This is a genomic window from Pseudomonas sp. E6002 (assembly GCF_013385565.1).
Lineage (GTDB): Bacteria > Pseudomonadota > Gammaproteobacteria > Pseudomonadales > Pseudomonadaceae > Aquipseudomonas.
Window position 1 is genome coordinate 325,194 of record NZ_JACAPT010000022.1, and the last position, 26,832, is coordinate 352,025.

Genomic DNA, 26,832 nt, shown 5'->3' on the forward strand with positions numbered 1-26,832 from the left:
AGCTTGCTCCCTCGCCACAGCAAGCTCCCTCGCCACAGGTTAATCGTCCGTCGAGGTCCCGCGAAGGTTGGCAAGCCCGCCCTCGCCACGGATAATGCCCAGTTTTTCCACCTGCGCATCGCGCGCCACCGCTTGCGGTCGAAAGAGAACACCATGAAAGACACCATTCGCCAGCTGATCCAACAAGCCCTCACCCAACTCGTCAACGAAGGTGTGTTGCCTGAAGGCCTGTCGCCGGCGATCCAGGTGGAAAATACCCGTGACAAGACTCACGGTGATTTCGCCAGCAACATCGCGATGATGCTGGCCAAGCCGGCCGGCCTGAAGCCGCGCGACCTGGCGGAAAAAATCATCGCCGCGCTGCCGGCCGACCCGCAGGTGACCAAGGCTGAAATCGCCGGCCCAGGCTTTATCAACTTCTTCCAGAACACCCAGGCCCTGGCTTCGCGCCTGGACGCGGCCCTGGCGGATGCCAAGATCGGCGTACGCAAGGCCGGCCCGGCACAGCGCGTGGCCATCGACCTGTCGGCACCGAACCTGGCCAAGGAAATGCACGTGGGCCACCTGCGCTCCACCATCATCGGTGACGGCGTGGCGCGGGTCCTGGAGTTCCTCGGCGATGACGTGATCCGCCAGAACCACGTGGGCGACTGGGGTACCCAGTTCGGCATGTTGATGGCCTATCTGCAGGAAAACCCGATCACCAGCAACGAGCTGTCGGACCTGGAGAACTTCTACCGCGCCGCCAAGAAGCGTTTCGACGAATCCGAAGAATTCGCCGACCGCGCCCGTGGCCTGGTGGTCAAGCTGCAAGCCGGCGATGCCGAATGCCTGGAACTGTGGGGCCGCTTCCGCGAGATCTCGCTGTCCCACTGCCAGGAAATCTACGAGCTGCTCAACGTCAAATTGACCATGGCCGACGTGATGGGCGAAAGCGCCTACAACGACGACCTGATCAACGTGGTCAACGACCTCAAGGCCAAGGGCCTGCTGGTTGAAAGCAACGGCGCGCAGTGCGTGTTCCTCGAAGAATTCAAGACCGCCGACGGCGACCCGCTGCCGGTGATCATCGTCAAGGCCGATGGCGGCTACCTCTACGCCACCACCGACCTGGCCGCCGTGCGCTACCGCAGCGGCGTGCTGAAAGCCGACCGTGCCCTGTATTTCGTTGACCAGCGCCAGGCCCTGCACTTCCAGCAAGTGTTCGAAGTGGCGCGCCGCGCCGGTTTCGTGACCCATCCGATGCAGATGGAGCACATGGGCTTCGGCACCATGAACGGCGCCGATGGCCGCCCGTTCAAGACCCGTGACGGCGGCACCGTGAAGCTGATCGACCTGCTGAACGAAGCCCAGGACCGCGCCTACAACCTGGTGAAGGAAAAGAACCCGGAGCTGGCCGAAGCCGACCTGCGCAACATCGCCCGCGTCGTGGGGATTGGCGCGGTGAAATACGCCGACCTGTCCAAGCACCGCACCAGCGACTACAGCTTCAACTTCGAATTGATGCTCAACTTCGAAGGCAACACTGCGCCGTACCTGCTGTATGCCTACACGCGGGTGGCCGGTGTGTTCCGCAAGCTGGGCAAGGACTTCAGCGAAGTCGAAGGCCAGATCAACCTTGAGGCGCCACACGAGCAGGAGCTGGCCGCCAAACTGGCGCAATTCGGCGAAGTGCTGAACAGCGTCGGCGAAAAAGGCACACCGCACATCCTCTGCACCTATTTGTACGAAGTCGCCGGTTTGTTCTCCAGCTTCTACGAGAACTGCCCGATCCTGACCGCAGACGACGAAGCCCAAAAGCAGAGCCGCCTGCGCCTCGCCGCACTGGCAGGACGGACCCTCAAGCAAGGCCTGGAATTGTTGGGCCTGGAAACTCTGGAGCGTATGTAAGTTGGCTGCCAAGAAAAAACCTGCACCCAAGCGCGGCGCCAGCCGCTACCAGGCACCGGCGAAGAAGCCTATTCCGGGCTGGTTGTGGATGGCCATCGGCCTGACGGTCGGCGCGTTTGTGGTGTTCCTGATGAAGCTCGACCCGGGCAAGGGCGATGACGTCAAACGGGTCAAGCAAGAACAGCAGAAGGCCACGAAAATGGCCGAGGCGAACAAGACACCGCCTAGCCCGACTGCGCCGGTGAAGCCGAAATACGACTTCTACACGCTGCTACCGGAATCGGAAGTGATCGTGCCGCCGGACGCCGTGCCGGAGAAAACCCTGCCGACGCCGCAGCCGGTGCCGACTACGCCGGTTACCCCGGCGGAAGCAGCGAAGATCGACACGGCCCGGGCCCAGGCTGCGCTGGCCGGGATTACCCCGCCGCCACCGCCGCCGGTCGCCACCACCAAGGCCGCGCCGGTGACCAAGTTCTTCCTGCAGGCGGGCTCGTTCCCGAAACAGGCGGATGCGGACCGTGTGCGCGCGCAGATTATTCTGTTGGGGCAGGCGGTGACGGTGGAGTCCGGGACGGTTAAGGATGCGACCTGGTATCGCGTGCTGGTAGGGCCGTTCAGCAACCGTGAACAGCTGACCGTGGCGCAGAAGCAACTGGCCGGCGCCGGGTTTAGCAACCTGTTGTTACAACAACGCCAGAGCCGCTGATTCCGGATACACAGCAGTACCTATGTGGGAGCGGGCTTGCTCGCGAAGGCGCCAGACCAGTCAATATTTCCAGTGACTGATACACCGCATTCGCGAGCAAGCCCGCTCCCACATTTGATTTTCATCGGCCTCAGGACCGAGTCCGACACATAAACACCACTCGTCCGCCCTCCCGTCCTACAGTTGAAATCCCCCCCGCCACCCCCATATGAGTTCCATCAGGGCATTTTCGCCCCGCAGCGTGGAGACTCTCCCCTTGACCACCATCGTTTCAGTTCGCCGCCACGGCAAAGTCGTCATGGGCGGCGACGGCCAGGTTTCACTTGGCAATACCGTGATGAAAGGCAACGCGAAAAAAGTCCGTCGCCTGTACCACGGCCAGGTCCTCGCCGGTTTCGCCGGCGCCACCGCTGACGCCTTTACCCTGTTCGAGCGCTTTGAAGGCCAACTTGAGAAGCACCAGGGCCATCTGGTCCGTGCCGCCGTCGAACTCGCCAAAGAATGGCGCACCGACCGCTCCCTCAGCCGCCTGGAAGCCATGCTGGCCGTCGCCAACAAAGACGCCTCGCTGATCATCACCGGCAACGGCGACGTGGTTGAACCCGAAGAAGGCCTGATCGCCATGGGTTCCGGCGGCGGTTACGCCCAGGCCGCTGCCAGCGCCCTGCTGAAGAAAACCGACCTGTCGGCCCGGGAAATCGTCGAGACGGCCCTGGGTATCGCTGGCGACATCTGTGTCTTCACCAACCACAACCTGACCATTGAGGAGCAGGACCTCGCCGAATAAGCCGCAGGCTTATTCCCGCTTGAGGACCGCCAATTACTATGTCCATGACTCCCCGCGAAATCGTCCATGAACTCAATCGCCATATCATCGGCCAGGACGATGCCAAGCGCGCCGTTGCCATCGCCCTGCGTAACCGCTGGCGCCGGATGCAACTGCCCGAAGAATTGCGCGTTGAAGTAACCCCCAAGAACATCCTGATGATCGGCCCGACCGGTGTCGGTAAAACCGAGATCGCCCGGCGCCTGGCCAAGCTGGCCAATGCTCCGTTCATCAAGGTCGAAGCCACCAAGTTCACCGAAGTGGGCTATGTGGGCCGTGACGTCGAGTCGATCATTCGTGACCTGGCCGACGCTGCCCTGAAGCTGCTGCGCGAACAGGAAATGACCAAGGTCAGCCATCGCGCCGAAGACGCCGCCGAAGAACGCATCCTCGACGCCCTGCTGCCACCGGCACGCATGGGCTTCAACGAAGACGCCGCACCGAGCTCGGATTCCAACACCCGCCAGCTGTTCCGCAAGCGCCTGCGTGAAGGCCAGCTGGACGACAAGGAAATCGAGATCGAAGTCGCCGAAGTGTCCGGCGTCGACATCTCCGCACCGCCTGGCATGGAAGAAATGACCAGCCAGTTGCAGAACCTGTTCGCCAACATGGGCAAGGGCAAGAAGAAAAGCCGCAAGCTCAAGGTGAAGGAAGCGCTGAAACTGGTGCGCGACGAAGAAGCCGGGCGCCTGGTGAATGAGGAAGAACTCAAGGCCAAGGCCCTGGAAGCGGTCGAGCAGCACGGCATCGTGTTTATCGACGAGATCGACAAGGTGGCCAAGCGCGGCAATTCCGGCGGCGTCGACGTGTCCCGCGAAGGCGTGCAGCGCGACCTGCTGCCGCTGATCGAAGGCTGCACCGTCAACACCAAGCTGGGCATGGTCAAGACCGACCACATCCTGTTTATCGCGTCCGGTGCGTTCCACCTGAGCAAGCCAAGCGACCTGGTGCCGGAGCTGCAAGGCCGCCTGCCGATTCGCGTTGAGCTGAAAGCGCTGACGCCGGGCGATTTCGAACGCATCCTCAGCGAGCCGCATGCGTCGCTGACCGAGCAATACCGCGAGCTGCTGAAAACCGAAGGCCTGGGGATTGAGTTCCTGCCGGACGGTATCAAGCGTCTGGCGGAGATTGCCTGGCAGGTCAACGAGAAGACCGAGAACATCGGTGCCCGTCGCTTGCACACCCTGCTTGAGCGCCTGCTGGAGGAAGTGTCCTTCAGTGCCGGCGACATGGCGGGCGCGCAGAATGGCGTGGCAATCAAGATCGACGCCGACTACGTCAACAGCCACTTGGGCGAATTGGCGCAGAACGAAGATCTGTCTCGTTATATCCTGTAAGCCTCACGCAGGAACCGCTCTGCTTTAATGTGGGAGCGGGCTTGCTCGCGAATGCGGTGGGTCAGTCACAATTGCATGAACTGACCCACCGCATTCGCGAGCAAGCCCGCTCCCACAGTTTAAAGCCGGTTCCTTCAGGATCATCTCTGAGCGGTTCCCCAAATGACCAAACTGCCTACCGCCATCAACCTGCACAAAGCCTCCAGGACCCTGGGCCTCACCTACGGTCCCGACGAGGTGTATCAACTGCCCGCCGAATTCCTTCGCGTGCACTCCCCCTCCGCCGAGGTCCAGGGCCACGGCAAACCGATCCTGCAATTCGGCAAGCTCAATGTCGGCTTGACCAAGATCGAACCCGCCGGCCAATACGCACTGAAATTGACCTTCGACGATGGCCATGACAGCGGATTGTTCACCTGGGACTACCTCTATCAACTTGCCGTGCGTCAGGACGCGCTGTGGGCTGATTATCTTGCCGAGCTGAAAGCCGCCGGAAAAACCCGCGACCCGAGCCAGTCGGTCGTGCGGCTGATGCTCTAGCCCAGGCCTCTTGCTCATTAGTGGGCATTTTCTAATTCCATCTGCTTGAATGCCCCTCTGTCGTGGCCAACGATTGGCCCGCTTGCGAAAAAAATTAAACTCGGGTAACCAATGGAACTGGCAAGTTCCCTGCATTTGACGATGCGGTATTAACGGTCACCCGAGCAGTAGTACCAGGCTGTGCTGTGTGGCAAGTAGTGGTACACAGCGGTACCCGGTACTCGTCTGTCGGACAATGGAGCGTCGTAGATGAGTAACAAGAACAACGATGACTTGAAACGCCAGGCCTCGGAAAACACCCTGGGGCTGAACCCGATCATCGCGTTACGGAAAAAGGATTTACTGGCATCCGCTCGGATGGTGCTGACCCAGGCCATCAAACAACCGTTGCACAGCGTCAAGCATGTCGCCCATTTCGGCGTCGAATTGAAGAACGTGGTGTTCGGCAAATCACAGCTGACACCCGAGGCCGACGACCGTCGTTTCAACGACCCGGCGTGGACCCAGAACCCGCTCTACAAACGTTACCTGCAAACCTACCTGGCGTGGCGCAAGGAGCTGCACGACTGGATCGGTGACAGCAACCTGTCGGAACACGACATCAGCCGCGGCCACTTCGTCATCAACCTGATGACCGAAGCCATGGCGCCCACCAACAGCGCAGCCAACCCGGCGGCGGTCAAACGCTTCTTTGAAACCGGCGGCAAGAGCCTGCTGGATGGCCTGTCCAACCTGGCCAAGGACATGGTGCACAACGGCGGCATGCCGAGCCAGGTCAACATGGGCGCCTTTGAAGTGGGCAAGAGCCTGGGCACCACCGAAGGCGCCGTAGTGTTTCGCAACGATGTGCTGGAGCTGATCCAGTACCGGCCGATCACCGAGCAGGTGCACGAACGTCCGCTGCTGGTAGTGCCGCCGCAGATCAACAAGTTCTATGTATTCGACCTGAGCCCGGACAAGAGCCTGGCGCGCTTCTGCCTGCGCAATAACCAGCAGACGTTTATCGTCAGTTGGCGCAACCCGACCAAGGCCCAGCGCGAGTGGGGCCTGTCGACCTACATCGAGGCGCTGAAAGAAGCGGTCGATGTGGTGAGCGCGATCACCGGCAGCAAAGACATCAACATGCTCGGCGCCTGCTCCGGCGGCATCACCTGCACCGCCCTGCTGGGCCACTACGCGGCGCTGGGCGAGAAGAAGGTCAACGCCCTGACCCTGCTGGTGAGCGTGCTGGACACCACCCTGGACACCCAGGTGGCGTTGTTCGTCGACGAACAGACCCTGGAAGCAGCCAAGCGCCATTCCTACCAGGCCGGTGTGCTGGAAGGCCGCGACATGGCCAAGGTGTTTGCCTGGATGCGCCCCAATGACCTGATCTGGAACTACTGGGTCAACAACTACCTGCTGGGCAACGAGCCACCGGTGTTCGACATCCTGTTCTGGAACAACGACACCACCCGCTTGCCGGCCGCGTTCCATGGCGACCTGATCGAACTGTTCAAGAACAATCCCTTGGTGCGGGCCAATGCCCTGGAAGTGTGCGGCACGCCGATCGACCTGAAGCAGGTCACTGCCGATATCTATTCGTTGGCCGGCACCAACGACCACATCACGCCTTGGCAGTCCTGCTACAAGTCGGCACAGCTGTTTGGCGGCAAGGTGGAGTTTGTGCTGTCCAGCAGCGGGCATATCCAGAGCATTCTGAACCCGCCGGGCAATCCAAAATCGCGTTACCAGACCAGCGATACGATGCCGGGCAAGGCCCTGGACTGGCAGGAGAACGCCACCAAGCACACCGATTCGTGGTGGTTGCATTGGCAGGCGTGGCAGGCGGAGCGGTCGGGCAAGTTGAAGAAGGCGCCTGCGAACCTGGGCAACAAGACTTATGCAGCGGCGGAAGCGGCGCCGGGCACTTATGTACATGAACGATAAAGCACACACACTTTTGTGACTGGAACGGTATCAACTGTGGGAGCGGGCTTGCTCGCGAAGGGGGTGTGTCAGTTGATGCATCTAGAGACGGATTCACCGCCTTCGCGAGCAAGTCGAATCGTCGCACCGCCGCTCCCACACTGACCGAGTTCCGACAGGGAATAGCGCGCCACTTTGCAGGGTAAGCCCATGCCGCAACCGTTCATCTTCCGTACCATCGACCTGGATGGCCAAGCCATCCGCACGGCGGTACGCCCGGGCAAGCCTCACTTGACGCCGCTGCTGATTTTCAATGGCATCGGCGCCAACCTTGAGCTGGTGTTTCCGTTCGTCCAGGCCCTGGACCCGGACCTGGAAGTGATTGCCTTTGATGTGCCAGGCGTCGGCGGCTCGTCGACCCCAAGCCGGCCTTATCGCTTTCCCGGCCTGGCCAAACTCACCGCGCGCATGCTCGACTACCTGGACTATGGCCAGGTCAACGCGGTGGGCGTTTCCTGGGGCGGCGCGCTGGCGCAGCAGTTCGCCTATGACTATCCGGAACGCTGCAAGAAGCTGATTCTGGCCGCCACCGCCGCCGGTGCCTTCATGGTGCCGGGCAAGCCGAAGGTCTTGTGGCTGATGGCCAGCCCCCGGCGTTATATCCAACCGTCCCACGTGGTGCGCATTGCACCGATGATCTACGGCGGCTCCTTCCGTCGGGATTCGAAACTGGCCGCCGAACACGCGAGCAAAGTGCGTTCGGCGGGCAAGCTGGGTTACTACTGGCAACTGTTCGCCGGGCTTGGCTGGACCAGCATCCACTGGCTGCACAAGATCAAGCAGCCGACCCTGGTGCTGGCCGGCGACGACGACCCACTGATCCCGCTGATCAACATGCGCATGCTGGCCTGGCGTATTCCCAACGCCCAATTGCACATCATCGACGACGGCCATCTGTTCCTGATTACCCGGGCCGAGGCCGTGGCGCCGATCATCATGAAGTTTCTCCAGGAGGAACGCCTGAGGGCGGTGATTCACCCGCAACCCGCACTTTAGACGGCAGCGGTCAGGACGACCGCGCCGCGCAACTTGGCCAGAACCGACTATGGTTCTGAATTGGCGTGCTTGTTGATGGCTTGACGAAGGAGTGTTGGCGCATGCGAGAAAGACCCGTATCGAACCCGGTGCCCACACCCGCCGCGTTCATCAATATTGAAAGTGCGATCACCGGCCTGCGCGGCCGGGATTTGCTCTCGACCCTGCGCAGCGTCGCCGCACACGGCCTGCGCAATCCGGTGCACACCGCCCGCCACGCCTTGAAGTTGGGCGGGCAATTGGGCCGCGTGCTGCTCGGGGAAACTGTGCACGAGCCGAACCCGAAGGACAACCGCTTCGCCGACCCGACCTGGCAGCTCAACCCGTTTTATCGGCGCAGCCTGCAAGCCTACCTGAGCTGGCAAAAACAGACCCGCCACTGGATCGACGACAGCAACCTCAGCGCCGACGACCGGGCCCGGGCGCACTTTGCCTTTGCCCTGCTCAACGATGCGGTGTCGCCATCCAACACCCTGCTCAACCCGCTGGCGATCAAGGAGCTGCTCAACTCCGGCGGCAACAGCGTGGTGCGTGGCGTCAGCAACCTGTTCGACGACCTGCTGCACAACAACGGCTTGCCGCGCCAGGTCACCAAGCAGGCCTTTGAAGTCGGCAAGACGGTGGCCACCACACCCGGTTCGGTGGTGTTTCGCAATGAACTGCTGGAGCTGATCCAGTACAAGCCCATGAGCGAAAAACAGTACGCCAAGCCGCTGCTGGTGGTGCCGCCGCAAATCAACAAGTACTACATTTTCGACCTGAGCCCGAACAACAGCTTCGTCCAGTTCGCCCTGAAAAATGGCCTGCAAGTGTTTATGGTCAGCTGGCGCAACCCGGATGTACGCCACCGCGAATGGGGCTTGTCCACCTACGTCGCGGCTTTGGAAGAAGCGCTGAACGTAACCCGCGCAATCACCGGCGCCCGTGAGGTCAACCTGATGGGCGCCTGCGCCGGTGGCCTGACCATCGCCGCGCTGCAAGGCCATCTGCAGGCCAAGCGCCAGCTGCGCCGCATCTCCAGCGCCAGCTACCTGGTGAGCCTGCTGGACAGCCAGATCGACAGCCCCGCCATCCTGTTCGCCGACGAACAGACGCTGGAAGCCGCCAAGCGCCGCTCTTACCAGCAAGGCGTACTCGACGGCCGGGACATGGCCAAGGTATTCGCCTGGATGCGTCCCAACGACCTGATCTGGAACTACTGGATCAACAATTACCTGCTGGGCAAGGAACCGCCGGCCTTCGACATCCTGTACTGGAACAACGACAACACCCGCCTGCCCGCCGCGCTGCATGGCGACTTGCTGGACTTCTTCAAGCACAACCCGCTGAGCCACCCCGGCGGCCTGGAGGTGTGCGGCACGCCTGTCGACTTGCAGAAGGTGACGGTGGACAGCTTCAGCGTGGGCGGCATCAACGACCACATCACGCCGTGGGACGCGGTGTACCGCTCCACCCAGCTGCTGGGCGGCGACAAGCGCTTCATTCTGTCCAACAGCGGGCATGTCCAGAGCATCCTCAACCCGCCGGGCAACCCCAAGGCCAACTACGTCGAGAACCTCAAGCTGAGCAGCGACCCGCGCGCCTGGTACTACGACGCCAATCATGTCGAGGGCAGCTGGTGGCCCAACTGGCTGGCGTGGATCCAGCAGCGCTCCGGTGTGCAGCGCGAAACACTGACCGCCCTGGGCAACCAGAATTACCCACCGATGGAAGCGGCGCCGGGCACCTATGTGCGAGTCCGCTGAGCCCCACGACGACTTTAAGAAGACTGGATGAAGATCCGCGACCGTATCCTTGAATGTGCCTTGCAGTTGTTCAACCACAAGGGCGAGCCGAACGTGTCGACCATGGAGGTGGCCAATGAAATGGGGATCAGCCCCGGCAATCTCTATTACCACTTCCATGGCAAGGAACCGTTGGTGCTCGGGCTGTTCGAGCGCTTTCAAAACGAATTGGCGCCGTTGCTCGATCCGCCGGAAGACGCACAACTGGCGGCCGAGGATTACTGGCTGTTCCTGCACCTGATCGTGGAGCGCATGGCGCACTATCGGTTTCTGTTCCAGGACCTGTCGAACCTGGCGGGCCGCCTGCCGAAACTGGCCAAGGGCATCCGCAACCTGCTGACGGCGCTCAAGCGCACGCTGGCCTCGTTGCTGGCCCGCCTCAAGACGGATGGGCAACTGGTCAGTGAAACCCAGGCGCTGGGGCAGTTGGTGGAACAGATCACCATGACCTTGCTGTTTTCCCTGGACTACCAGCGGATTCTCGACCGAGAAGGTGAGGTGCGGGTGGTGGTGTACCAGATCATGATGCTGGTGGCCCCGCATCTGCTGATGCCGGCGAGGCTGGCGACAGAGAGGTTGGCGCTGCGCTACCTGGACGACGCGGACTAAAATGTGGGAGCGGGCTTGCTCGCGAAAGCGGAGTGTCAGTCAGCACATGTGTGACTGATCCACCGCTTTCGCGAGCAAGCCCGCTCCCACATTGGATTTGTGTTGTTCTGTAGATTCCATAAAAAACGCCCGACCTTCGCAGGCCGGGCGTTTTTATGTGTCCCGTAAAAATCAGGACTGACTGGTAGGCGTCGGGCTTGCCGGCGTTGCAGTCGGGGTAGCAGCAGGCGTCGGTGGCGTGACCGAGTTGGTCGCCGGCGCTGCAGTTGCAGGCTTGGCCGCTACCGCTGGCTTCGGCGCTGCTGGCTTTTTGGCTACGGCCGGCTTCTTCGCCGCAGCCGGTTTTGCAGCTGGCTTGGCCGCTGCAGGTTTTGCAGCCGCAGGCTTGGCGGCGGGTTTGGCAGCAACCGGCTTGGCTGCAGGTTTCGCAGCGGCTGGCTTGGCAGCAGCAGGTTTGGCGGCAGCGGTTTTCGCCGCTGGCTTGGCTGCTGCTTTTGCTGCCGGCTTGGCTGCAGGTTTCGCCGCAGGTTTTGCAGCTGCTTTAGCGGCCACTGGTTTAGCGGCAGGCTTGGCGGCCGGTTTAGCCGCTGCGGTTTTCGCCGCAGGCTTGGCAGCCGGTTTTGCAGCAGCTTTGGCCGGCGCCTTGGCGGCTGGCTTGGCTGCCGGTTTGGCGGCGGCCTTGACCAGCGGTTTAGCGGCGGTTTTAGCAGCAGGCTTGGCCGCTGCAGTTTTCGCGGCAGGCTTGGCAGCCGGTTTAGCCGCTGCAGTTTTAGCCGCAACTGGCGCAGCTTTGAGGCCGGTGAGTTTTTCGATTTGCCTGGTCAAGGTATCGACCTTGCTGTGCAGCGCTTTCACTTCAGTACGGCTAGGTACGCCCAGTCGCGAAATGGCACTGTTCAGGCGCTTGTCAAAAGCCCCTTCCAGTTCGCCCCACTTGTCGCTGATACGTGATTTGGCAGAACCGGCGGAAGCCTTTGCCGCATCGACTTGTTTACCCACTGTGCTCTTGGTCAACTTCTCGGCCTTCTCGCCGTCTTTAACCAAAGTCTCGAAGTATTTACCGCCGTCACTGCTCACCTTCGAGTACACGCCTAAACCGGCCAGCCAGATCTTGCGGGAGTATTTTTCAACTTCCCCGATCCACGAGCTGCCTTCTTTATCAGTAGTCTTTTTACCAGCCATCCCGTTGTCTCCTTAGTGTTTACGCGCGACACGTTCGAGCAATGCCGTCAGCTCATCGAGCTTAGCAGAGAGTGTCTCCACGTCATGTTTAGACGGAATGCCGATCCGATTCAAGGCACTTCCAACACGACTATCAAAAGCGCTTTCAACTTTATCCAGTTGCACTTCGACTCGACCTTTGACGCCGAAGACTTCGCTCTTGACTTGATCAATCTGACTGTTGGCTGCATCAAGTTGTTCAATCACAACTTTTTTGCCTTTAGTTTCAACATGTTGACCAGTCTTAACCAGCTCTTTGAAGTACTCGGCGCCCTCGCTTCCGACCTTGGCGTAAGCCCCCAAACCGGCCAGCCAGATCTTGCGGGCATAGGATTTAACGTCAGTCAGGGCGTTAGTTCCGGTAGCAATTTTTTTCTTCAAAATAACTTTGGCCATGGTGCACCTCACGCATAAAGGGGGGAGGAACTGCCCACAGAAGTTGGGGGCTTGGGCACAAAGTAGGCAGAAAAATTAGAATCGGCACCCTAAGAAGGTCGCAAATCAGGCCAGGGCTTTATCCAGTGCCTTCTCGATTTCGGACTTGATGGTGCCACTCATGGCCGACATCAACAGCCCCAGTTCGACTTCGATGCGCAGAGAATCTTCAGCCACTTTCACGGTGCCTTTAACGCCCGAACGTTTGAGGTTCAGTGTGTCGCCGGCCCACGAAGACTCCAGGCCATATTGATCCTTGAGTTTACTCGCCAACTTGTCGGCTTTTTCTCGGGCAGCGTCTTTGCCCAGCGTGTGAGCACGTTCAACCTGTATACGGGCCATTTGAATGACTCCTCGTTATAGAGACTTGTCGACCCGCCATGCGGCAAAAGGTCTCGGTGACCACCTATCTTACCTTCAGCCTTGCCAAGACAAAGCATGCCTTGGGGATTAGAATGCCCCCATTCTCTTTTGGTGACAGCGATATGACTGATCAGCGCAAAGGCAGCGATGCCGAACCCACCACTCACTTCGGCTTCAAGAACGTCCCGGAAAGCCAGAAAGCGGAAAAAGTCGCCGAGGTGTTCCACTCGGTCGCCGCCAAGTACGACTTGATGAACGACGTGCTCTCCGGCGGCATGCACCGTCTGTGGAAGCGCTTCACCATTGAGTTGTCGGGTGTACGCACCGGCAACCGTGTGCTGGATATCGCAGGCGGCACGGGCGACCTGGCCGCCAAGTTCTCCAAGCTGGTGGGCCCCACCGGGCAGGTGGTACTGGCCGACATCAACGGCTCGATGCTCAAGGTCGGTCGTGATCGCCTGCTGGACAAAGGTGTGGCGGGCAATATCGAATTCGTCCAGGCCGACGCTGAAAAGCTGCCGTTCCCGGACAACCACTTCGACTGCGTGACCATCGCCTTCGGCCTGCGTAACGTGACCCACAAGGAAGACGCACTGCGCTCGATGCTGCGCGTACTCAAGCCCGGCGGTCGCCTGCTGGTGCTGGAGTTCTCCAAGCCGACCAACGCACTGATGTCCAAGGTCTACGACACCTACTCGTTCGCCTTCATGCCGTTGATGGGCAAGCTGATCACCAATGACGCCGAAAGCTACCGCTACCTGGCTGAATCGATCCGCATGCACCCGAACCAGGAAACCCTGAAGTCGATGATGGTAGAGGCCGGTTTCGACCGCGTGACCTACCACAACATGACCTCGGGCATCGTCGCCCTGCACCGCGGCATCAAGCCCTGATGCTGTTCGCAGGCCTTCTCGCCAGCGTCGAACACGGCCTCAACCGTGTACTGCGCCTGGACAGCACCGCCCTGGCACGGCTGGCGCACCTGAACGGCAGGATCATCGCCGTCGACTGCACCAGCCCCGCCTTGCAGCTGTTTATCCTGCCCAGCGATGAAGGCCTGTTGCTGGCGTCCCACTGGGCCGCCGACGCCGACTGCACCCTGCATGCTTCCGGCTCAAGCCTGCTGCGCCTGGCCCTGAGCCGGGACAAGACGGCGATCCTCCACGGCCCGGACGTGGAACTTGAAGGCGACAGCGCGGTGCTGATGGACCTGGCCGCCGTGCTGCAAGACCTGGAACTGGACTGGGAATACGAGCTGTCACGTTGGCTCGGCCCGGTGGCCACCCAACTGATCAGCGGTCATCTGCGCAGCCGTACGCGCTGGTACCAGCAGGGTTTCGCCAGCCTGAACCAGAACCTCGCCGAATACCTGAGCGAAGAATCGCGCACCCTGGTCGGACAACGGGAAGCGGAAGCGCGCTTTCGCGAACTCGACCAGGCCAAACTCGACCTGGAACGACTTGAGGCGCGCTTCGAGCGCCTGAGCCGCTCCCTTGATTCAAGCGATAACGCATGAAGCTGCTCGCCGTCCGCCGTTTGTTTCGTATCCAGCGCGTCGTAATCCGCTACCGCCTCGATGACCTGCTGTTCGCCCTGCCGCTGCCGTGGTTTCTGCTGGCGGTGCGCTATGTGCTGCCGTGGCGCTGGTTCCCGCGCAAGACCCTCGAGCTGAGCCGTGGCGCGCGCCTGCGCCTGGCGTTGCAGGACTTGGGGCCGATCTTCATCAAGTTCGGGCAGATCCTCTCCACCCGCCGCGACCTGTTGCCCGAAGACATCGCCGACGAACTGATGCTGTTGCAGGACCGCGTGCCGCCGTTCGACTCGCAACTGGCAGTCACGTTGATTGAAGAACAGCTGGGCAAGAAGATCAGCGAAGTCTTCAGCCGCTTCGACATCGCGCCGCTGGCCTCGGCCTCGGTGGCCCAGGTGCATGCCGCGCAACTGAAAAGCGGCGAAGAAGTGGTGGTGAAGGTGATCCGCCCGGGCCTCAAGCCGATCATCGGCCAGGACCTGGCGTGGCTGTTCATCCTTGCCCGCGCCGCCGAGCGCTTTTCTGCCGATGCACGCCTGCTGCACCCGGTGGACGTGGTGCTGGACTACGAAAAAACCATCTACGACGAACTCGACCTGCTGCGCGAAGCGGCCAACGCCAGCCAGCTCAAACGCAACTTCGAAGGCTCGCAGCTGCTGTACGTGCCGCAAGTCTATTGGGACTGGTGCCGCCCGAAAGTGCTGGTGATGGAGCGCATCTACGGCGTGCAGGTCACCGACCTCGCGACCCTGGCCGACCAGCGCACCGACATGAAGATGCTTGCCGAGCGCGGCGTGGAGATTTTCTTCACCCAAGTGTTCCGCGACAGCTTCTTCCACGCCGACATGCACCCCGGCAATATCTTCGTCAGCACCGTGAACCCGTGGAGCCCGCAGTACATTGCGATCGACTGCGGCATCGTCGGCAGCCTGACCCCGGAAGACCAGGACTACCTGGCGCGCAACCTGTTTGCCTTCTTCAAGCGTGACTACCGCCGCGTGGCGCAGTTGCACATCGACTCGGGCTGGGTACCGGCTGAAACCAAACTCAACGAATTCGAAGCGGCGATCCGCACTGTGTGCGAGCCGATCTTTGAAAAACCGTTAAAGGATATTTCCTTCGGCCAGGTGCTGATGCGCCTGTTCCAGACGGCGCGGCGCTTCAATATGGAAGTGCAGCCGCAGCTGGTACTGTTGCAAAAGACCCTACTGAACATCGAAGGCCTGGGCCGCCAGCTGTACCCGGACCTCGACCTGTGGAACACCGCCCAGCCGTTCCTCGAGCGCTGGATGCGGGACCGTATCAGCCCGAAAACCCTGCTGGGCAACCTGCAAAGCCAGGTCGAGCAACTGCCGCACCTGGCCAACATGACCCGCGACCTGCTGGAGCGCATGTCCCAGCCCCACGCCAAGGACCCCGCACCGCCGTGGCACAAGCGCAAGGACGACTGGTTCCTGCGCCTGCTGGGCGCCGCGCACCTGGTGGGCGGTACGATATTGGCCGCCGGCGGGCCGCTGAACGAACTGGGCCACTGGCCGGCCGGCATCATGGTCGCGGTGGGCGTGTATCTGATCGTGCGTCGATAGCCAATCCGGTTATACACTGTCGCAAATTGCCGGAGCCGAAAATGAAAGACTGGCTGGACGAGATCAAGTGGGACAGTGACGGCCTGGTGCCAGCCATTGCCCAGGACTACAAGACCGGGCGCGTGCTGATGATGGCCTGGATGAACCGCGAGGCCCTGAGCCTGACCGCCGCCGAGAACCGCGCCATCTACTGGTCACGTTCCCGTGGCAAACTGTGGCGCAAGGGCGAAGAGTCCGGGCACGTGCAAACCCTGCATGAGATGCGCATCGACTGCGATGCCGATGTGGTGATCCTCAAGGTCGAGCAGATCGGCGATATCGCCTGTCACACCGGCCGTCACAGCTGCTTCTACCGCGTGTTCCAGAACGGCGAGTGGAAGACCGTCGAGCCCGTGCTCAAAGACCCGCACGCTATCTATTCGGCAGGACACTGAACATGAGCGATACCCTCAACCGTGTGGCCCAGGTGCTGGAAGACCGCAAAGGCGCGGACGCCGACAGCTCCTACGTCGCCAGCCTGTACCACAAGGGTCTGAACAAGATCCTGGAAAAACTCGGCGAAGAATCCGTCGAGACGATTATTGCGGCCAAGGACGCGCAAATCAGCGGCGACTGCAGCGACGTGATCTACGAAACTGCCGACTTGTGGTTCCACAGTCTGGTCATGCTCGCCCAACTGGGGCAGCATCCACAGGCAGTGCTTGATGAACTGGACCGTCGCTTCGGCTTGTCCGGGCATGCCGAAAAGGCCTCGCGCCCGTCCGCCTGACCAACTTTTACAGAGGAATTGCAGCATGGGCATTTTTGACTGGAAACACTGGATCGTCATTCTTGTGGTCGTTGTGCTGGTGTTCGGCACCAAGAAACTGAAAAACCTCGGCACCGACGTCGGTGAATCGATCAAGGGCTTTCGCAAGGCCATGAACGACGACGAAAAGCCTGCCGACCCGGCCGTCAATCCGGTGCCACCGGCGCAGCCTGTACACCCGCAGGCCACTCAGCCGATCACTGAACGTCGCACCTTCGACGTGCAGGCCGAGCACGTCAAAGAGCAGAACCAAAAAGACTCGTGAGTACTGAATAATGTTTGGTATCAGCTTCTCTGAACTGCTGCTCGTCGGCCTCGTGGCCCTGCTGGTACTGGGGCCGGAACGCCTGCCCGGTGCCGCGCGCACGGCCGGCCTGTGGATCGGGCGCCTGAAACGCAGTTTCAACGCCATCAAACAGGAAGTTGAACGGGAAATCGGCGCCGACGAGATTCGCCGGCAACTGCACAACGAACACATTCTGTCGTTGGAGCAGGAGGCACGGAAGATTCTCTCGCCGGTGCAGGAAACGCCCAAGCCGGTAGAGCCTGTGGCAGAGCATTCGATTGCTCCGCCCGCCGCACCCGCGCCTGCACCGGTCGCTGAACCCGTGCACGCCGTCGAGCCTGCGCCCACTGCGCCCGTGACCCCGACCGAACCCGCGCCGACACCTGCCGTGTCGCCCGCGCCCCACGACCCTACATTGCCGCCGCGAGCCCCATGAGCGCTGATAAACCGGAAACCGACCAGCACATGCCACTGGTCTCGCACCTCACCGAGTTGCGTACCCGCCTGCTGCGCTGTGTCGCGGCGATCTTCATCATCTTTGCCGGGCTGTTTGCCTTCACCCAGCAGATCTACACCTTCGTCTCCACGCCGCTGCGCAATTACCTGCCGGCCGGCGCGACGATGATCGCCACCGACGTGTCGTCACCGTTCCTCACGCCGTTGAAGCTGACGATGATGGTTTCGCTGTTCCTGGCGATCCCGGTGATCCTGCATCAGATCTGGGGCTTTATCGCGCCGGGCCTGTACAAGCATGAAAAACGCATCGCCGTGCCGCTGCTGGTGTCGAGCATCCTGCTGTTCTATACCGGGATGGCTTTTGCCTACTTCCTGGTGTTCCCGCTGATCTTCAAGTTCTTCGCCGCCGCTACGCCGGCCGGTGTGGAAATGATGACCGACATCACCAGCTACCTCGACTTCGTGATGACGCTGTTCTTCGCCTTTGGCGTGGCCTTCGAAATTCCGGTGGCCGTGGTGCTGCTGGTGTGGATCGGCGTGGTCGACGTCAAATACCTGAAGAAGATCCGCCCCTACGTGATCATCGGCTGCTTCGTGGTCGGCATGATCCTGACCCCGCCGGACATCTTCTCCCAGACCCTGCTGGCCGTACCCATGTGGATGCTGTTCGAGATTGGCATCCTGTTTGGCAGCCTGGTGAGCAAGCGTGGCGATCACCCCGATGACCAACCCGCCGACGACGACCAGCCGCCAGCGACCCAGCCGTGAACCTGCTGCTGCTTGAGGAGGCCGACTTTATCGCGGCCGACCGGGTGGTGCTGCGTGATCGGCGCCTGGTGCATATGCAGGAAGTCCACCGTGCCGCCGTAGGCGACAGCCTGCGGGTCGGACGCATCGGCGGTTTGATGGGCAACGCGCAGTTGCTGCGCCTGGAAGCCCGGGAAGCCGAGCTGGAAGTCACCTTCGACCAGCCGCCGCCGGCCAAACTGCCCCTGACCCTGCTGCTGGCCCTGCCCCGCCCGAAAATGCTTCGCCGGGTGCTGCAAACCGTGGCGTCCATGGGCGTGCCGCGAGTGGTGCTGGTGAACAGCTATCGCGTGGAAAAGAGCTTCTGGCAGACGCCGTTCCTGGAGCCGGAAGCGATTCGCGAGCAATTGATCCTCGGCCTGGAACAGGCCCGGGACACAGTGCTGCCCGAGATCGTGATCGAAAAGCGCTTCAAGCCATTCGTCGAAGACCGCCTGCCCGCCATGGCGCAAGGCACCCTCGGCCTGATTGGTCACCCTGGCGACTATCCGCCCTGCCCTCGCGGGCTGGATGAGCCGGTCACCCTGGCCATCGGGCCGGAAGGCGGCTGGATTCCCTACGAGGTGGACCTGCTGGCCAAGGCCGGGTTGCAGCCGGTGCAACTCGGCGCGCGCATCCTGAGAGTCGAAACCGCCGTCACCGCGCTGCTCGCCCGCCTTTTCTAACACCGCCCTCTCCTGTAGGAGCGAGCTTGCTCGCGAAAAACTCAAGGACACCGCGCTCACTCAGAATGCCCGCGTTATCGTTGACGACCTTCGCGAGCAAGCTCGCTCCTACAGAAACATCCGAATCTGCCGATACGCTCTGAATAAGTCCAAGCCTTGTTCCAGGGGAGTTCGCAGCATGTATCGTTGGTTAGCCGAGAAACTGGGGAATGTCAGCGTCAACCGCAAGCTGAGCATAGGCTTCGGCCTGGTATTGGTCTTGACCCTATTGATCACCTTCACCGGCTGGACCGGCCTCAGCGGCGTGATCAGCCGTGGCGACAAGCTGGGCTACATCTCCAGCCTCAACGGGCTGACCAAGGACCTGCGCCTGGCGCGACTGGACTTCGAAATGCGCCGTGGCGAACAAGGCACCAGCGCGGTCAACGACCTGATCACCCAGCTGGACAGTGGCCTGAAAACCGCCGCAGACCTGATCGAGCAACCCGACGACAAGCTCGTGGTAGAGCAGCAACAAGATGCCTTGGGCCAATACAAAAAAGCCTTCGGCGCCATGGTGCAGGCCGGCCTCAAGCGTGAAGGCGCCCGCAGCAAACTGGGCGATACCGCCGACAACGCCGTCGCAAAAATCAACGAAGTGGAAAAATCCCTGCTGCAAGGCGACAGCGTCACCCTGTTCAACAGCGTGGTCGACCTGAGCAAACTGATCCAGCAAGCGCGCTTCCAGGTGCGCGGCTACACCTACAGCGGCAAGGTCGAAGCCGAACAACCGGCCCTGGATGCCATCGACAACGCCCTGAAGAAAATCACCGACCTCAACGACCAGTTGCCCGAGCAATACCGGGCCAACCTGCAAGAGGCCAGCGTCTCGCTGCAGGCCTACCGCGCCGCCGTGAGCCAGTACCGCGACTCCCAGGTGGCCAGTGCCGCCGCGATGAAAATCATGGGCGAGCAAGGCGATATCCTGCTCGACCGCAGTAACAAACTCACCACTTCGCAAACCGTGGTGCGTGATACCGATGCCGCCCACGCCAAGAACCTGCTGTTACTGGCCACCGCCCTCGCGCTGGCGTTTGGTGTACTCGCCGCCTGGGCCATTACCCGGCAGATCGTGATTCCACTGAACCAGACCCTCAAAGTCGCCGAGCGCGTGGCGTCCGGCGACCTGAGCCACAACCTGATCTCCCAGCGCCAGGATGAACTGGGGCAACTGCAACGGTCGATGCAAAGCATGACCGTGGGCCTGCGGGAGCTGATTGGCGGTATCAGCGACGGCGTTACCCAGATCGCCAGTGCCGCCGAGCAGCTATCGGCCGTTACCGAGCAGACCAGCGCCGGGGTCAACAGCCAGAAGGTCGAGACCGACCAGGTGGCCACCGCCATGAACGAAATGGCCGCTACCGTGCAGGAAGTCGCCCGTAACGCTGAAGAAGCCTCGGAAGCCGCCGTAGCCGCCGACCAACAGGCCCGTGAAGGCGACAAGGTGGTCGGCGAGGCCATCGCCCAGATCGAGCGCCTGGCCAGCGAGGTGGGCAACTCCACCGAAGCCATGGGCCATCTCAAGCGTGAGAGCGACAAGATCGGCAGTGTGCTGGACGTCATCAAGTCGGTGGCCCAGCAAACCAACCTGCTGGCCCTTAACGCAGCGATTGAAGCGGCGCGCGCCGGTGAAGCCGGACGCGGTTTTGCGGTGGTTGCCGATGAAGTGCGCAGCCTGGCCCAGCGGACGCAGAAGTCCACCGAGGAGATCGAAGAGTTGATCGTCGGCCTGCAAAGCGGCACCCAGCAGGTGGCGACCATCATGGATAACAGTCGCGGCCTGACCGACAGCAGCGTCGAGCTGACCCGTCGGGCCGGCAATGCCCTGGAGAACATCACCCGTACCGTCTCGGCGATCCAGGCGATGAACCAGCAGATCGCCACCGCCGCCGAGCAGCAAAGCGCCGTGGCCGAAGAGATCAACCGCAGCGTGCTCAACGTGCGGGACGTTTCCGAACAAACCTCGGCGGCCAGCGAAGAAACTGCGGCTTCCAGTGCCGAGCTGGCGCGCCTGGGGGTTTACCTGCAAAGCCTGGTAGGTCGCTTCAAGGTCTGACCCGCTTGCGGCGGCCATCAGGGCCGCCGCTCCGACAATATGTGAAATTTCCTACGCGTTTTTCAGGTCGTGGATCACACACCTGGCGCCGAATAAAAGTAGCGTTTCAACTCCCCTGACCATTGTTGGCCGGACGCTTGAGACGCTCCTTTTGATTCGTTGGAGGTTCACCATGTTTCGTCCACTGACCCGCCTGCTCGGAAACATCAGCATCAGCCTCAAACTTGCCCTGGGCTTTGGCCTGGTGCTCAGCCTCAGCCTGATCATCGCCTCTACCGGCTGGCAAGCCTTGAGCGCATCCCTCGAGCGCTCCCAAAAACTCACGCTGCTCTCGCAATTGGCAGTCGTCGGCGAAGAGTTGCGCGCTGATCGCATCGTCTATCGCACCCTTAACGACCCGGCCAGCCTGTCCAAAATAGAGCTGCACATGGACAAGATCGACCAGTTTCTGGTGGATCTTTCCCCGCGATTTACCGACCCGGTCAACCAACAACAGCTGCAGGAAAGCCGACGCTTCGTCACCAGTTTCAAGACCGCCTTAAGCGGCCTGGAGGGGCTGATCAAGCAACGTGAAAACGCCCGTGAACAGCTCAAGCGCAGCTCAGTCCAGAGCAGTGACAGCCTCTCTGAACTGTCGAGCAACCTGCCCAATCAAGACGATGAAAAGGCCCTCGATGCCGTGGAACAATTGCGCCAGGCCCTGGAACAAGCCGAAGACCGCGCCCAGAGCCCCGCCTGGGCCGCTGCGTCATTGGACGCCTACGCCAAGGACGTGAGTGATGCGCTACTGGCCCTGGATGGCGCCCAGGCGGCGGTAGGCGCGCTGCCGGTTGACGCCAGCGCCCTGAAAAAAGTCCTGCTCGATTTTCGGGCTCACCTGACACGCCTCAAGGACGCCCAACTCAGCGCCGAAACCACCCAGAACCAGCTTGAACAGTGGCTGGATCAATTGCTCACGGAAAGCGACCTGCTGAGCCAGGACCAGACCGCCAAGCGTGACAACGAAGCCAGCCTCGCCCGCACCCTGCTGCTCAACGTTACTGCAGCGGCGCTGTTGCTCGGCGTCGTGGCCGCCTGGTTGATCGCCGGCCAGATCGTCGCGCCGCTGCGCCAGGCCCTGTCCGTGGCCAACCGGATTGCCGAAGGTGACCTGAGCCACGACATCCAGGCCTCGCGCCAGGATGAACTGGGGCAGTTGCAGCGCAGCATCGGGCAAATGACCCTCAACCTGCGGGGCTTGATCAGCGGCATCGGCGACAGCGCCCAGCAGATCGCCAGCGCCGCCGAGCAACTCTCGGCGGTCACCGAGCAAACCCGCGACGGGGTCGACGGCCAGAAGCAGGAAACCGAACAGGTGGCCACCGCCATGAACGAGATGCTCGCCACCTCCCAGGAAGTTGCGCGCCATGCCGAGCAAGCGTCGCTGGCTGCTGCCGAGGCCGACCGGCAGGCGGGCCAGGGCGATCAGGTGGTGGCTGAGGCCATTACCCACATCGAGCACCTGGCTCAGGAGATGGCTCGTTCAAGCCAGGCCATGCAAGGCCTGCAACAGGAAAGCCGGAAGATCGGCAGCGTGCTGGAGGTGATCAAGTCGGTATCGGAACAGACCAACTTGCTGGCCCTCAACGCCGCGATCGAGGCGGCCCGCGCAGGCGAAGCCGGCAGGGGGTTTGCCGTGGTCGCCGATGAAGTGCGCAGCCTGGCACAACGCACCCAGCAGTCGGCCGAGGAAATCGAGGAGTTGATCAGCGGCCTGCACCGGGGCACGCAGCAGGTCGCGGACATTATGGACAACAGTCGCAGCCTCACCGACAACAGCGTGCAACTGACCCGCCGCGCAGGAGAGGCTCTGGCTGGCATCACCCGTACCGTGTCAGTGATTCAGGAGATGAACCCGCAGATTGCCGCTGCCGCCGAGGAACAAACCGCGGTCGCCGAGGAGATCAACCGCAGCGTGTTGAAGGTCAAGGATGTATCGGAACAGACCTGGGCCGCGAGTCAGGACACTGCGGCGGCCAGTGTCGAACTGGCGCGCCTGGGGGCGGATTTGCAGGTGTGGGTGGGCAAGTTCAAGGTCTGAAAAAACCCAACCTGTGGCGAGGGAGCTTGCTCCCGCTGGAGTGCGCAGCGCTCCTATCTTTTTTGGGAGCCGCTACGCAGCCCAGCGGGAGCAAGCTCCCTCGCCACAAGAAGCATTCCAACGCATTTATAGAACCTGGCGCAGGAAGGCTTGGGCGCGAGGGTCCTTCGGCGCATCGAAGAATTGCGCCGGGGCGGCGTCCTCCAACAGTTTGCCGTGATCGAAGAACAGCACGCGATCAGCCACTTCCCGGGCAAAGCCCATTTCATGGGTGACGCAGACCATGGTCATGCCTTCCAGGGCCAGGGTCTTCATCACGTCCAGCACTTCGCCGACCATTTCCGGGTCCAGGGCCGAGGTGGGCTCGTCAAACAGCATCACCTTGGGCTCCATCGCCAGCGCGCGGGCAATCGCGACGCGCTGCTGCTGGCCACCGGAAAGCCGCGACGGGAACTCGTGGGCTTTCTGGGCAATGCCGACTTTCTCCAGGAGCGCCAGGGCCTTGGCCTCGCGCTCTTTCTTGCCGCGCTTGCGCACGACTTTTTGCGCCAGGCAGAGGTTTTCCAGCACGGTCATGTGGGGGAACAGGTTGAAGTGCTGGAACACCATGCCGACTTCACGGCGGTAGGCGTTCACGTCGGTTTTCGGGTCTGCCAGTTGCAGGCCGTCGATGCTTACCGAGCCGGAATCGAATTCCTCCAGGCCGTTAAGGCAGCGCAGGAACGTCGACTTGCCGGAACCGGACGGGCCGATCACCACCAGCACTTCACCCCTGGCCACCTGCGTGGTCACGCTGTCCACCGCGCGCACGACGTGGCCACGGGTGTCGAAGACTTTTACCAGATCGCGGACTTCAATCACTTTGCGCGAGCCTCCGCTCAAGCCGGCTGGCGATTTTCGACAGCGGCAGGTTGATCAGCAGGTACAGGCCTGCGACGCAGAACAGGATTTCGAATGGCGAGAACGAGGTGGTGATGACCTCGCGGCCGCTTTTGAGCAGCTCGGTAATCGCGATCACCGACACCAGGGATGTGTCCTTGACCAAGCTGATAAATTGCCCGGCCAGGGGCGGCAGCACGCGCTTGAAAGCTTGCGGCAACACCACGTGGCGCATCGACTGACCGGCACTGAGCCCCAGGGAGCGGGCTGCCTCATTCTGCCCACGGGCAATCGACTGCACGCCGGCACGGATGATTTCCGCCACATACGCGCCGGTAAACAGTGACAGCGCGGCGATCCCGGCGAATTCCCGGGACAGGTTGAGCACCGTGCCGATAAAGAAATAGAAAATGAAGATCTGCACCAACAACGGCGTACCGCGTACCAGTTCGACGTAGATCGTCGACAGATCGCGTAAAGTCGGGTTGTTCGACAGGCGACACAATCCGGTCGCCAGGCCGATCAACAGTCCCAGCACCCCGGACACCACCGATAGCCACAACGTAGTCCACAAGCCCCACAGCAGAGGGCCCGCAGCCCAATGCCGGGTGACGCCGATCACATCGCCCTCGGCCACGTCATCGCCCTTGGCCACTTGCAGGCTGTTCTCGGCCACGGTCAGGTGCTGTTCGTTGCCCTCGTCATTACGCAGGGTGACGTCAGCCACATCGCCCTTGCGCACCAGCTCGCTGACGGTGGAAATGTCCGACGCACGCTGGGATTCTTCGGCCTGGTAGACGAAGTACTGCGGCACGCGGTTCCAGCGCCATTCGTAGGACATCAGCGAGGTGGCGTAATACAACGCGCCGGCCAGGCCGACCAGCACCAGCACCGTCAGCAGGTGCCAGGGCCATTGGGCTTTTTTCTGTTTCATTTCAGGTTCCGGGATGTGTATCGCCTGGCAGGCCCTATTCGCGAGCAAGCCCGCTCCCACATTTCGACCGCGATCTAATGTGGGAGCGGGCTTGCTCGCGAAGGGCTCGACTCGGTATTAAGCCAACCTTATTCCATGTCCTTGAGCCACTCAGAGCTCTTGAACCACTTGTCATGGATGCGATCGTAGGTGCCGTCGTTGCGGATCTGGTGCAGGAAGTTGTTGATGAAGTTGATGCTGTCGTAGTCGCCCTTCTTCAGGCCGAACGCCAGGGGTTCAAAGGTGAACGGCTGATCAAGGAACACCAGTTTGCCGGCGCCGACCTTGTTCACGGCCACCACGTTGTACGGGGCGTCATAGACGAAGGCGTCAGCCTTGCCGTTGACCACGTCCAGAACAGCTTCCTGCTCGTTGTCATAGCCGTGGTACTTGGCTTTGGAGATCAGCTTCTTGGCCACCATCTCGCCGGTGGTGCCGAGCTTGGAGGTCAGGCGGTATTTCTCGTCATTCAGGTCTTTGTAGGACTTGATGGTGCCCTCCAGCTCCTTGCGGATCAGCAGGGTCTGGCCGACCACGATGAACGGTTCGCTGAAGTTCAGGCGCAGGTTGCGTTCCTGGGTCAGGGTCATGCCGCTGCCGATCATGTCGAACTTGTCGGTCAACAGGGCCGGGATGATGCCGTCGTAACCGGTGGAAATCGGCTCGAACTTCACGCCCATCGACTTGGCCATGGCCTTGAGGATGTCGACTTCAAAGCCGATGATTTCGCCGCGTTTGTTGGTCATCTGGAACGGCATGTAGGTCGGGTCCATGCCGACTTTCAGCGTACCGCGCTTGACCGCATCATCGATGGCGCCGGCATGTGCCGCGTTGACCGCCACCAGTGCGGTGACACCCAGCAGCAGCATCGAAAGATACTTTTTCATCATCAAGTCCCCTGAACTCATTTTCTTGTGAGGTCGGCGCGCAAAAGGGCTGCACCATTTCGGGGTGCGATCCTAACTCACTCACCGCCGGGTACAAAGGTTTCGCCGGGATTTGTTGCCAAGGTATGACAGAAAAGCCCCATAACCGTGCAGAGAAAGGCATGGCTAGACACCTCGATCCACGGCCCAGCCAATTGCTTGATGTGTAAGCAGTTATGACTACCAGTCCACTTCCGCCATCCAGCCCGAGTCCTTGAACCACTTGTCATGCAGCCGATCGTAGGTGCCGTCCTGGGCCACCTGGTTGAGGAAATGATTGATCCAGTTGAGGCTGTCGTAATCGCCCTTTTTCAAGCCGAACGCCAGGGGCTCGTAGGTGAAGGGTTGCTCCAGCGCCAACAGCGCACTGTTCTGGGGCTTGGTAATGGCGATCAGGTTATACGGCGCATCATGGATAAACGCATCGGCCTTGCCCTCCACCACCTGGCGCACGCCTTCTTCAGGTGTTGGAAAACTGCGCAGCCGTGCAGTGCCGAGAAACCTTTTCGCCGCCGCCTCGCCTGTGGTGCCTTCGGCGGCCACGATCCGGTAACCGGCCTCGTTCAAGTCCTCGATGCTCTGGACCTTGTCGGCCAACCGAGGGTTCAGCAGCACGGTCTGGCCGACGATGATGAACGAGTCGCTGAAATTGAGGGTCAGGTTGCGCTCCTGCGTGACAGTCATGCCGCTGCCGATCAGGTCGAACCGGCTGGCCAGCAGGCCGGGAATCAGGTCGATATACGGTACCGAAACCAGCTCCAGCTTGACCCCCAGCGCCTTGCTCATCTCCCGGAGCAGGTCAATTTCAAACCCGACGATCCGGCCTTTCTTGTCGGTCATCTCAAAGGGCACGTAGGCCGGACTGGTGCCGACTTTCAACACACCCCGCCGAACGGCCTCATCTATGGCTCCGGCATGCGCCAGGTAACCGTGGGAAAATGTGACGATGCCGAGCAGCAGCATCGACAAATACCTTTTGATCATGAAAAAAGCCCCTGTTCCATTAAACACTCCCACACCCGGCCA

At 61.3% G+C, this 26,832-nt stretch carries 27 protein-coding genes and 1 pseudogene; 21 read left to right on the forward strand and 7 right to left on the reverse strand.

Annotated features, from left to right (window positions below; translation table 11 throughout):
- Nucleotides 1-153: 153 nt before the first annotated feature.
- The 9 genes from argS to HX815_RS18495 all read left to right on the forward strand — a co-directional run bounded on the left by argS (nucleotide 154) and on the right by HX815_RS18495 (nucleotide 10,695).
- Nucleotides 154-1,890 (forward strand): arginine--tRNA ligase, encoded by a 1,737-nt coding sequence (argS, locus tag HX815_RS18455; RefSeq protein ID WP_177028678.1) that lies wholly within the window; start codon nucleotides 154-156, stop codon nucleotides 1,888-1,890.
- A gap of 1 nt (nucleotide 1,891) precedes the next feature.
- The gene (locus HX815_RS18460) at nucleotides 1,892-2,596 is read left to right on the forward strand and encodes an SPOR domain-containing protein (protein ID WP_003209324.1); all 705 of its coding nucleotides are present in this window, start codon (nucleotides 1,892-1,894) and stop codon (nucleotides 2,594-2,596) included.
- Nucleotides 2,597-2,852: 256 nt separating this feature from the next.
- Complete coding sequence (hslV, locus tag HX815_RS18465; RefSeq protein WP_003209323.1) at nucleotides 2,853-3,383, forward strand: ATP-dependent protease subunit HslV; 531 nt, start codon at nucleotides 2,853-2,855, stop codon at nucleotides 3,381-3,383.
- Nucleotides 3,384-3,421: 38 nt separating this feature from the next.
- Nucleotides 3,422-4,759 (forward strand): ATP-dependent protease ATPase subunit HslU, encoded by a 1,338-nt coding sequence (hslU, locus tag HX815_RS18470; RefSeq protein WP_003209321.1) that lies wholly within the window; start codon nucleotides 3,422-3,424, stop codon nucleotides 4,757-4,759.
- A gap of 162 nt (nucleotides 4,760-4,921) precedes the next feature.
- Nucleotides 4,922-5,299: a gamma-butyrobetaine hydroxylase-like domain-containing protein gene (locus HX815_RS18475; protein WP_003209319.1), complete on the forward strand. Its 378-nt coding sequence runs from the start codon at nucleotides 4,922-4,924 to the stop codon at nucleotides 5,297-5,299.
- Nucleotides 5,300-5,548: 249 nt separating this feature from the next.
- Nucleotides 5,549-7,228, forward strand: a complete 1,680-nt coding sequence (gene phaC, locus HX815_RS18480) for a class II poly(R)-hydroxyalkanoic acid synthase (RefSeq protein WP_102605853.1) — start codon at nucleotides 5,549-5,551, stop codon at nucleotides 7,226-7,228.
- 189 nt (nucleotides 7,229-7,417) lie between these two features.
- Complete coding sequence (gene phaZ, locus HX815_RS18485) at nucleotides 7,418-8,263, forward strand: poly(3-hydroxyalkanoate) depolymerase (RefSeq protein WP_003209316.1); 846 nt, start codon at nucleotides 7,418-7,420, stop codon at nucleotides 8,261-8,263.
- A gap of 101 nt (nucleotides 8,264-8,364) precedes the next feature.
- On the forward strand, nucleotides 8,365-10,047 hold the full coding sequence (gene phaC / locus HX815_RS18490) for a class II poly(R)-hydroxyalkanoic acid synthase (RefSeq protein ID WP_177028679.1): 1,683 nt from the start codon (nucleotides 8,365-8,367) through the stop codon (nucleotides 10,045-10,047).
- A 27-nt stretch (nucleotides 10,048-10,074) separates the two neighbouring features.
- Nucleotides 10,075-10,695: a TetR/AcrR family transcriptional regulator gene (locus tag HX815_RS18495; RefSeq protein ID WP_177028680.1), complete on the forward strand. Its 621-nt coding sequence runs from the start codon at nucleotides 10,075-10,077 to the stop codon at nucleotides 10,693-10,695.
- A 171-nt stretch (nucleotides 10,696-10,866) separates the two neighbouring features.
- Here the strand turns inward: HX815_RS18495 and HX815_RS18500 are convergent, their stop codons facing one another.
- From HX815_RS18500 to HX815_RS18510, 3 genes are all read right to left on the reverse strand, one after another.
- Nucleotides 10,867-11,877 carry a phasin family protein gene (locus HX815_RS18500; RefSeq protein WP_102367937.1) on the reverse strand — a complete coding sequence of 337 codons (1,011 nt, stop codon included), beginning with the start codon at nucleotides 11,875-11,877 and terminating at the stop codon, nucleotides 10,867-10,869.
- 12 nt (nucleotides 11,878-11,889) lie between these two features.
- Complete coding sequence (locus tag HX815_RS18505; protein WP_134325603.1) at nucleotides 11,890-12,312, reverse strand: phasin family protein; 423 nt, start codon at nucleotides 12,310-12,312, stop codon at nucleotides 11,890-11,892.
- A 105-nt stretch (nucleotides 12,313-12,417) separates the two neighbouring features.
- Entirely contained in the window at nucleotides 12,418-12,693 is a 276-nt protein-coding gene (locus HX815_RS18510; RefSeq protein WP_017478217.1) for a polyhydroxyalkanoic acid system family protein, read from the reverse strand.
- A gap of 143 nt (nucleotides 12,694-12,836) precedes the next feature.
- Between HX815_RS18510 and ubiE the strand changes: the two genes are divergently transcribed.
- From ubiE to HX815_RS18565, 12 genes and pseudogenes are all read left to right on the forward strand, one after another.
- On the forward strand, nucleotides 12,837-13,607 hold the full coding sequence (gene ubiE / locus HX815_RS18515; RefSeq protein WP_003209306.1) for a bifunctional demethylmenaquinone methyltransferase/2-methoxy-6-polyprenyl-1,4-benzoquinol methylase UbiE: 771 nt from the start codon (nucleotides 12,837-12,839) through the stop codon (nucleotides 13,605-13,607).
- The gene (locus HX815_RS18520) at nucleotides 13,607-14,230 is read left to right on the forward strand and encodes an SCP2 domain-containing protein (protein WP_177028681.1); all 624 of its coding nucleotides are present in this window, start codon (nucleotides 13,607-13,609) and stop codon (nucleotides 14,228-14,230) included. The genes ubiE and HX815_RS18520 overlap by 1 nt, the downstream gene beginning before the upstream one ends.
- Nucleotides 14,227-15,831, forward strand: a complete 1,605-nt coding sequence (gene ubiB / locus HX815_RS18525; RefSeq protein ID WP_003209302.1) for a ubiquinone biosynthesis regulatory protein kinase UbiB — start codon at nucleotides 14,227-14,229, stop codon at nucleotides 15,829-15,831. Before HX815_RS18520 ends, ubiB begins: the two co-directional genes overlap by 4 nt.
- A gap of 41 nt (nucleotides 15,832-15,872) precedes the next feature.
- Nucleotides 15,873-16,265, forward strand: a complete 393-nt coding sequence (gene hisI / locus HX815_RS18530) for a phosphoribosyl-AMP cyclohydrolase (RefSeq protein WP_003209300.1) — start codon at nucleotides 15,873-15,875, stop codon at nucleotides 16,263-16,265.
- A 2-nt stretch (nucleotides 16,266-16,267) separates the two neighbouring features.
- On the forward strand, nucleotides 16,268-16,600 hold the full coding sequence (locus HX815_RS18535) for a phosphoribosyl-ATP diphosphatase (protein WP_003209299.1): 333 nt from the start codon (nucleotides 16,268-16,270) through the stop codon (nucleotides 16,598-16,600).
- A 25-nt stretch (nucleotides 16,601-16,625) separates the two neighbouring features.
- Nucleotides 16,626-16,904, forward strand: coding sequence for a twin-arginine translocase TatA/TatE family subunit (locus HX815_RS18540; RefSeq protein WP_003209298.1), 279 nt, complete (start codon nucleotides 16,626-16,628; stop codon nucleotides 16,902-16,904).
- Between the two features lie 10 nt (nucleotides 16,905-16,914).
- Nucleotides 16,915-17,361 (forward strand): Sec-independent protein translocase protein TatB, encoded by a 447-nt coding sequence (tatB, locus tag HX815_RS18545; protein WP_003209296.1) that lies wholly within the window; start codon nucleotides 16,915-16,917, stop codon nucleotides 17,359-17,361.
- Nucleotides 17,358-18,149, forward strand: coding sequence for a twin-arginine translocase subunit TatC (tatC, locus tag HX815_RS18550; protein WP_003209295.1), 792 nt, complete (start codon nucleotides 17,358-17,360; stop codon nucleotides 18,147-18,149). Before tatB ends, tatC begins: the two co-directional genes overlap by 4 nt.
- Nucleotides 18,146-18,853 (forward strand): 16S rRNA (uracil(1498)-N(3))-methyltransferase, encoded by a 708-nt coding sequence (locus tag HX815_RS18555; protein ID WP_003209293.1) that lies wholly within the window; start codon nucleotides 18,146-18,148, stop codon nucleotides 18,851-18,853. The genes tatC and HX815_RS18555 overlap by 4 nt, the downstream gene beginning before the upstream one ends.
- A gap of 178 nt (nucleotides 18,854-19,031) precedes the next feature.
- A pseudogene (locus HX815_RS31960) lies at nucleotides 19,032-20,090 on the forward strand (methyl-accepting chemotaxis protein); the annotation flags it as partial.
- 144 nt (nucleotides 20,091-20,234) lie between these two features.
- Nucleotides 20,235-20,948, forward strand: a complete 714-nt coding sequence (locus HX815_RS31965) for a methyl-accepting chemotaxis protein (protein ID WP_371132926.1) — start codon at nucleotides 20,235-20,237, stop codon at nucleotides 20,946-20,948.
- 172 nt (nucleotides 20,949-21,120) lie between these two features.
- The gene (locus tag HX815_RS18565) at nucleotides 21,121-23,028 is read left to right on the forward strand and encodes a methyl-accepting chemotaxis protein (RefSeq protein WP_177028682.1); all 1,908 of its coding nucleotides are present in this window, start codon (nucleotides 21,121-21,123) and stop codon (nucleotides 23,026-23,028) included.
- A 126-nt stretch (nucleotides 23,029-23,154) separates the two neighbouring features.
- Here HX815_RS18565 and HX815_RS18570 read toward each other — a convergent pair whose 3' ends face one another.
- The 4 genes from HX815_RS18570 to HX815_RS18585 form a co-directional block, all read right to left on the reverse strand.
- Nucleotides 23,155-23,889 carry an amino acid ABC transporter ATP-binding protein gene (locus HX815_RS18570; protein WP_008439278.1) on the reverse strand — a complete coding sequence of 245 codons (735 nt, stop codon included), beginning with the start codon at nucleotides 23,887-23,889 and terminating at the stop codon, nucleotides 23,155-23,157.
- Complete coding sequence (locus tag HX815_RS18575) at nucleotides 23,882-24,841, reverse strand: amino acid ABC transporter permease (RefSeq protein ID WP_177028683.1); 960 nt, start codon at nucleotides 24,839-24,841, stop codon at nucleotides 23,882-23,884. Before HX815_RS18575 ends, HX815_RS18570 begins: the two co-directional genes overlap by 8 nt.
- Nucleotides 24,842-24,969: 128 nt before the next feature.
- Complete coding sequence (locus tag HX815_RS18580; RefSeq protein WP_003209284.1) at nucleotides 24,970-25,767, reverse strand: transporter substrate-binding domain-containing protein; 798 nt, start codon at nucleotides 25,765-25,767, stop codon at nucleotides 24,970-24,972.
- A gap of 219 nt (nucleotides 25,768-25,986) precedes the next feature.
- Nucleotides 25,987-26,790 carry a transporter substrate-binding domain-containing protein gene (locus HX815_RS18585; RefSeq protein ID WP_177028684.1) on the reverse strand — a complete coding sequence of 268 codons (804 nt, stop codon included), beginning with the start codon at nucleotides 26,788-26,790 and terminating at the stop codon, nucleotides 25,987-25,989.
- Nucleotides 26,791-26,832: the final 42 nt, after the last annotated feature.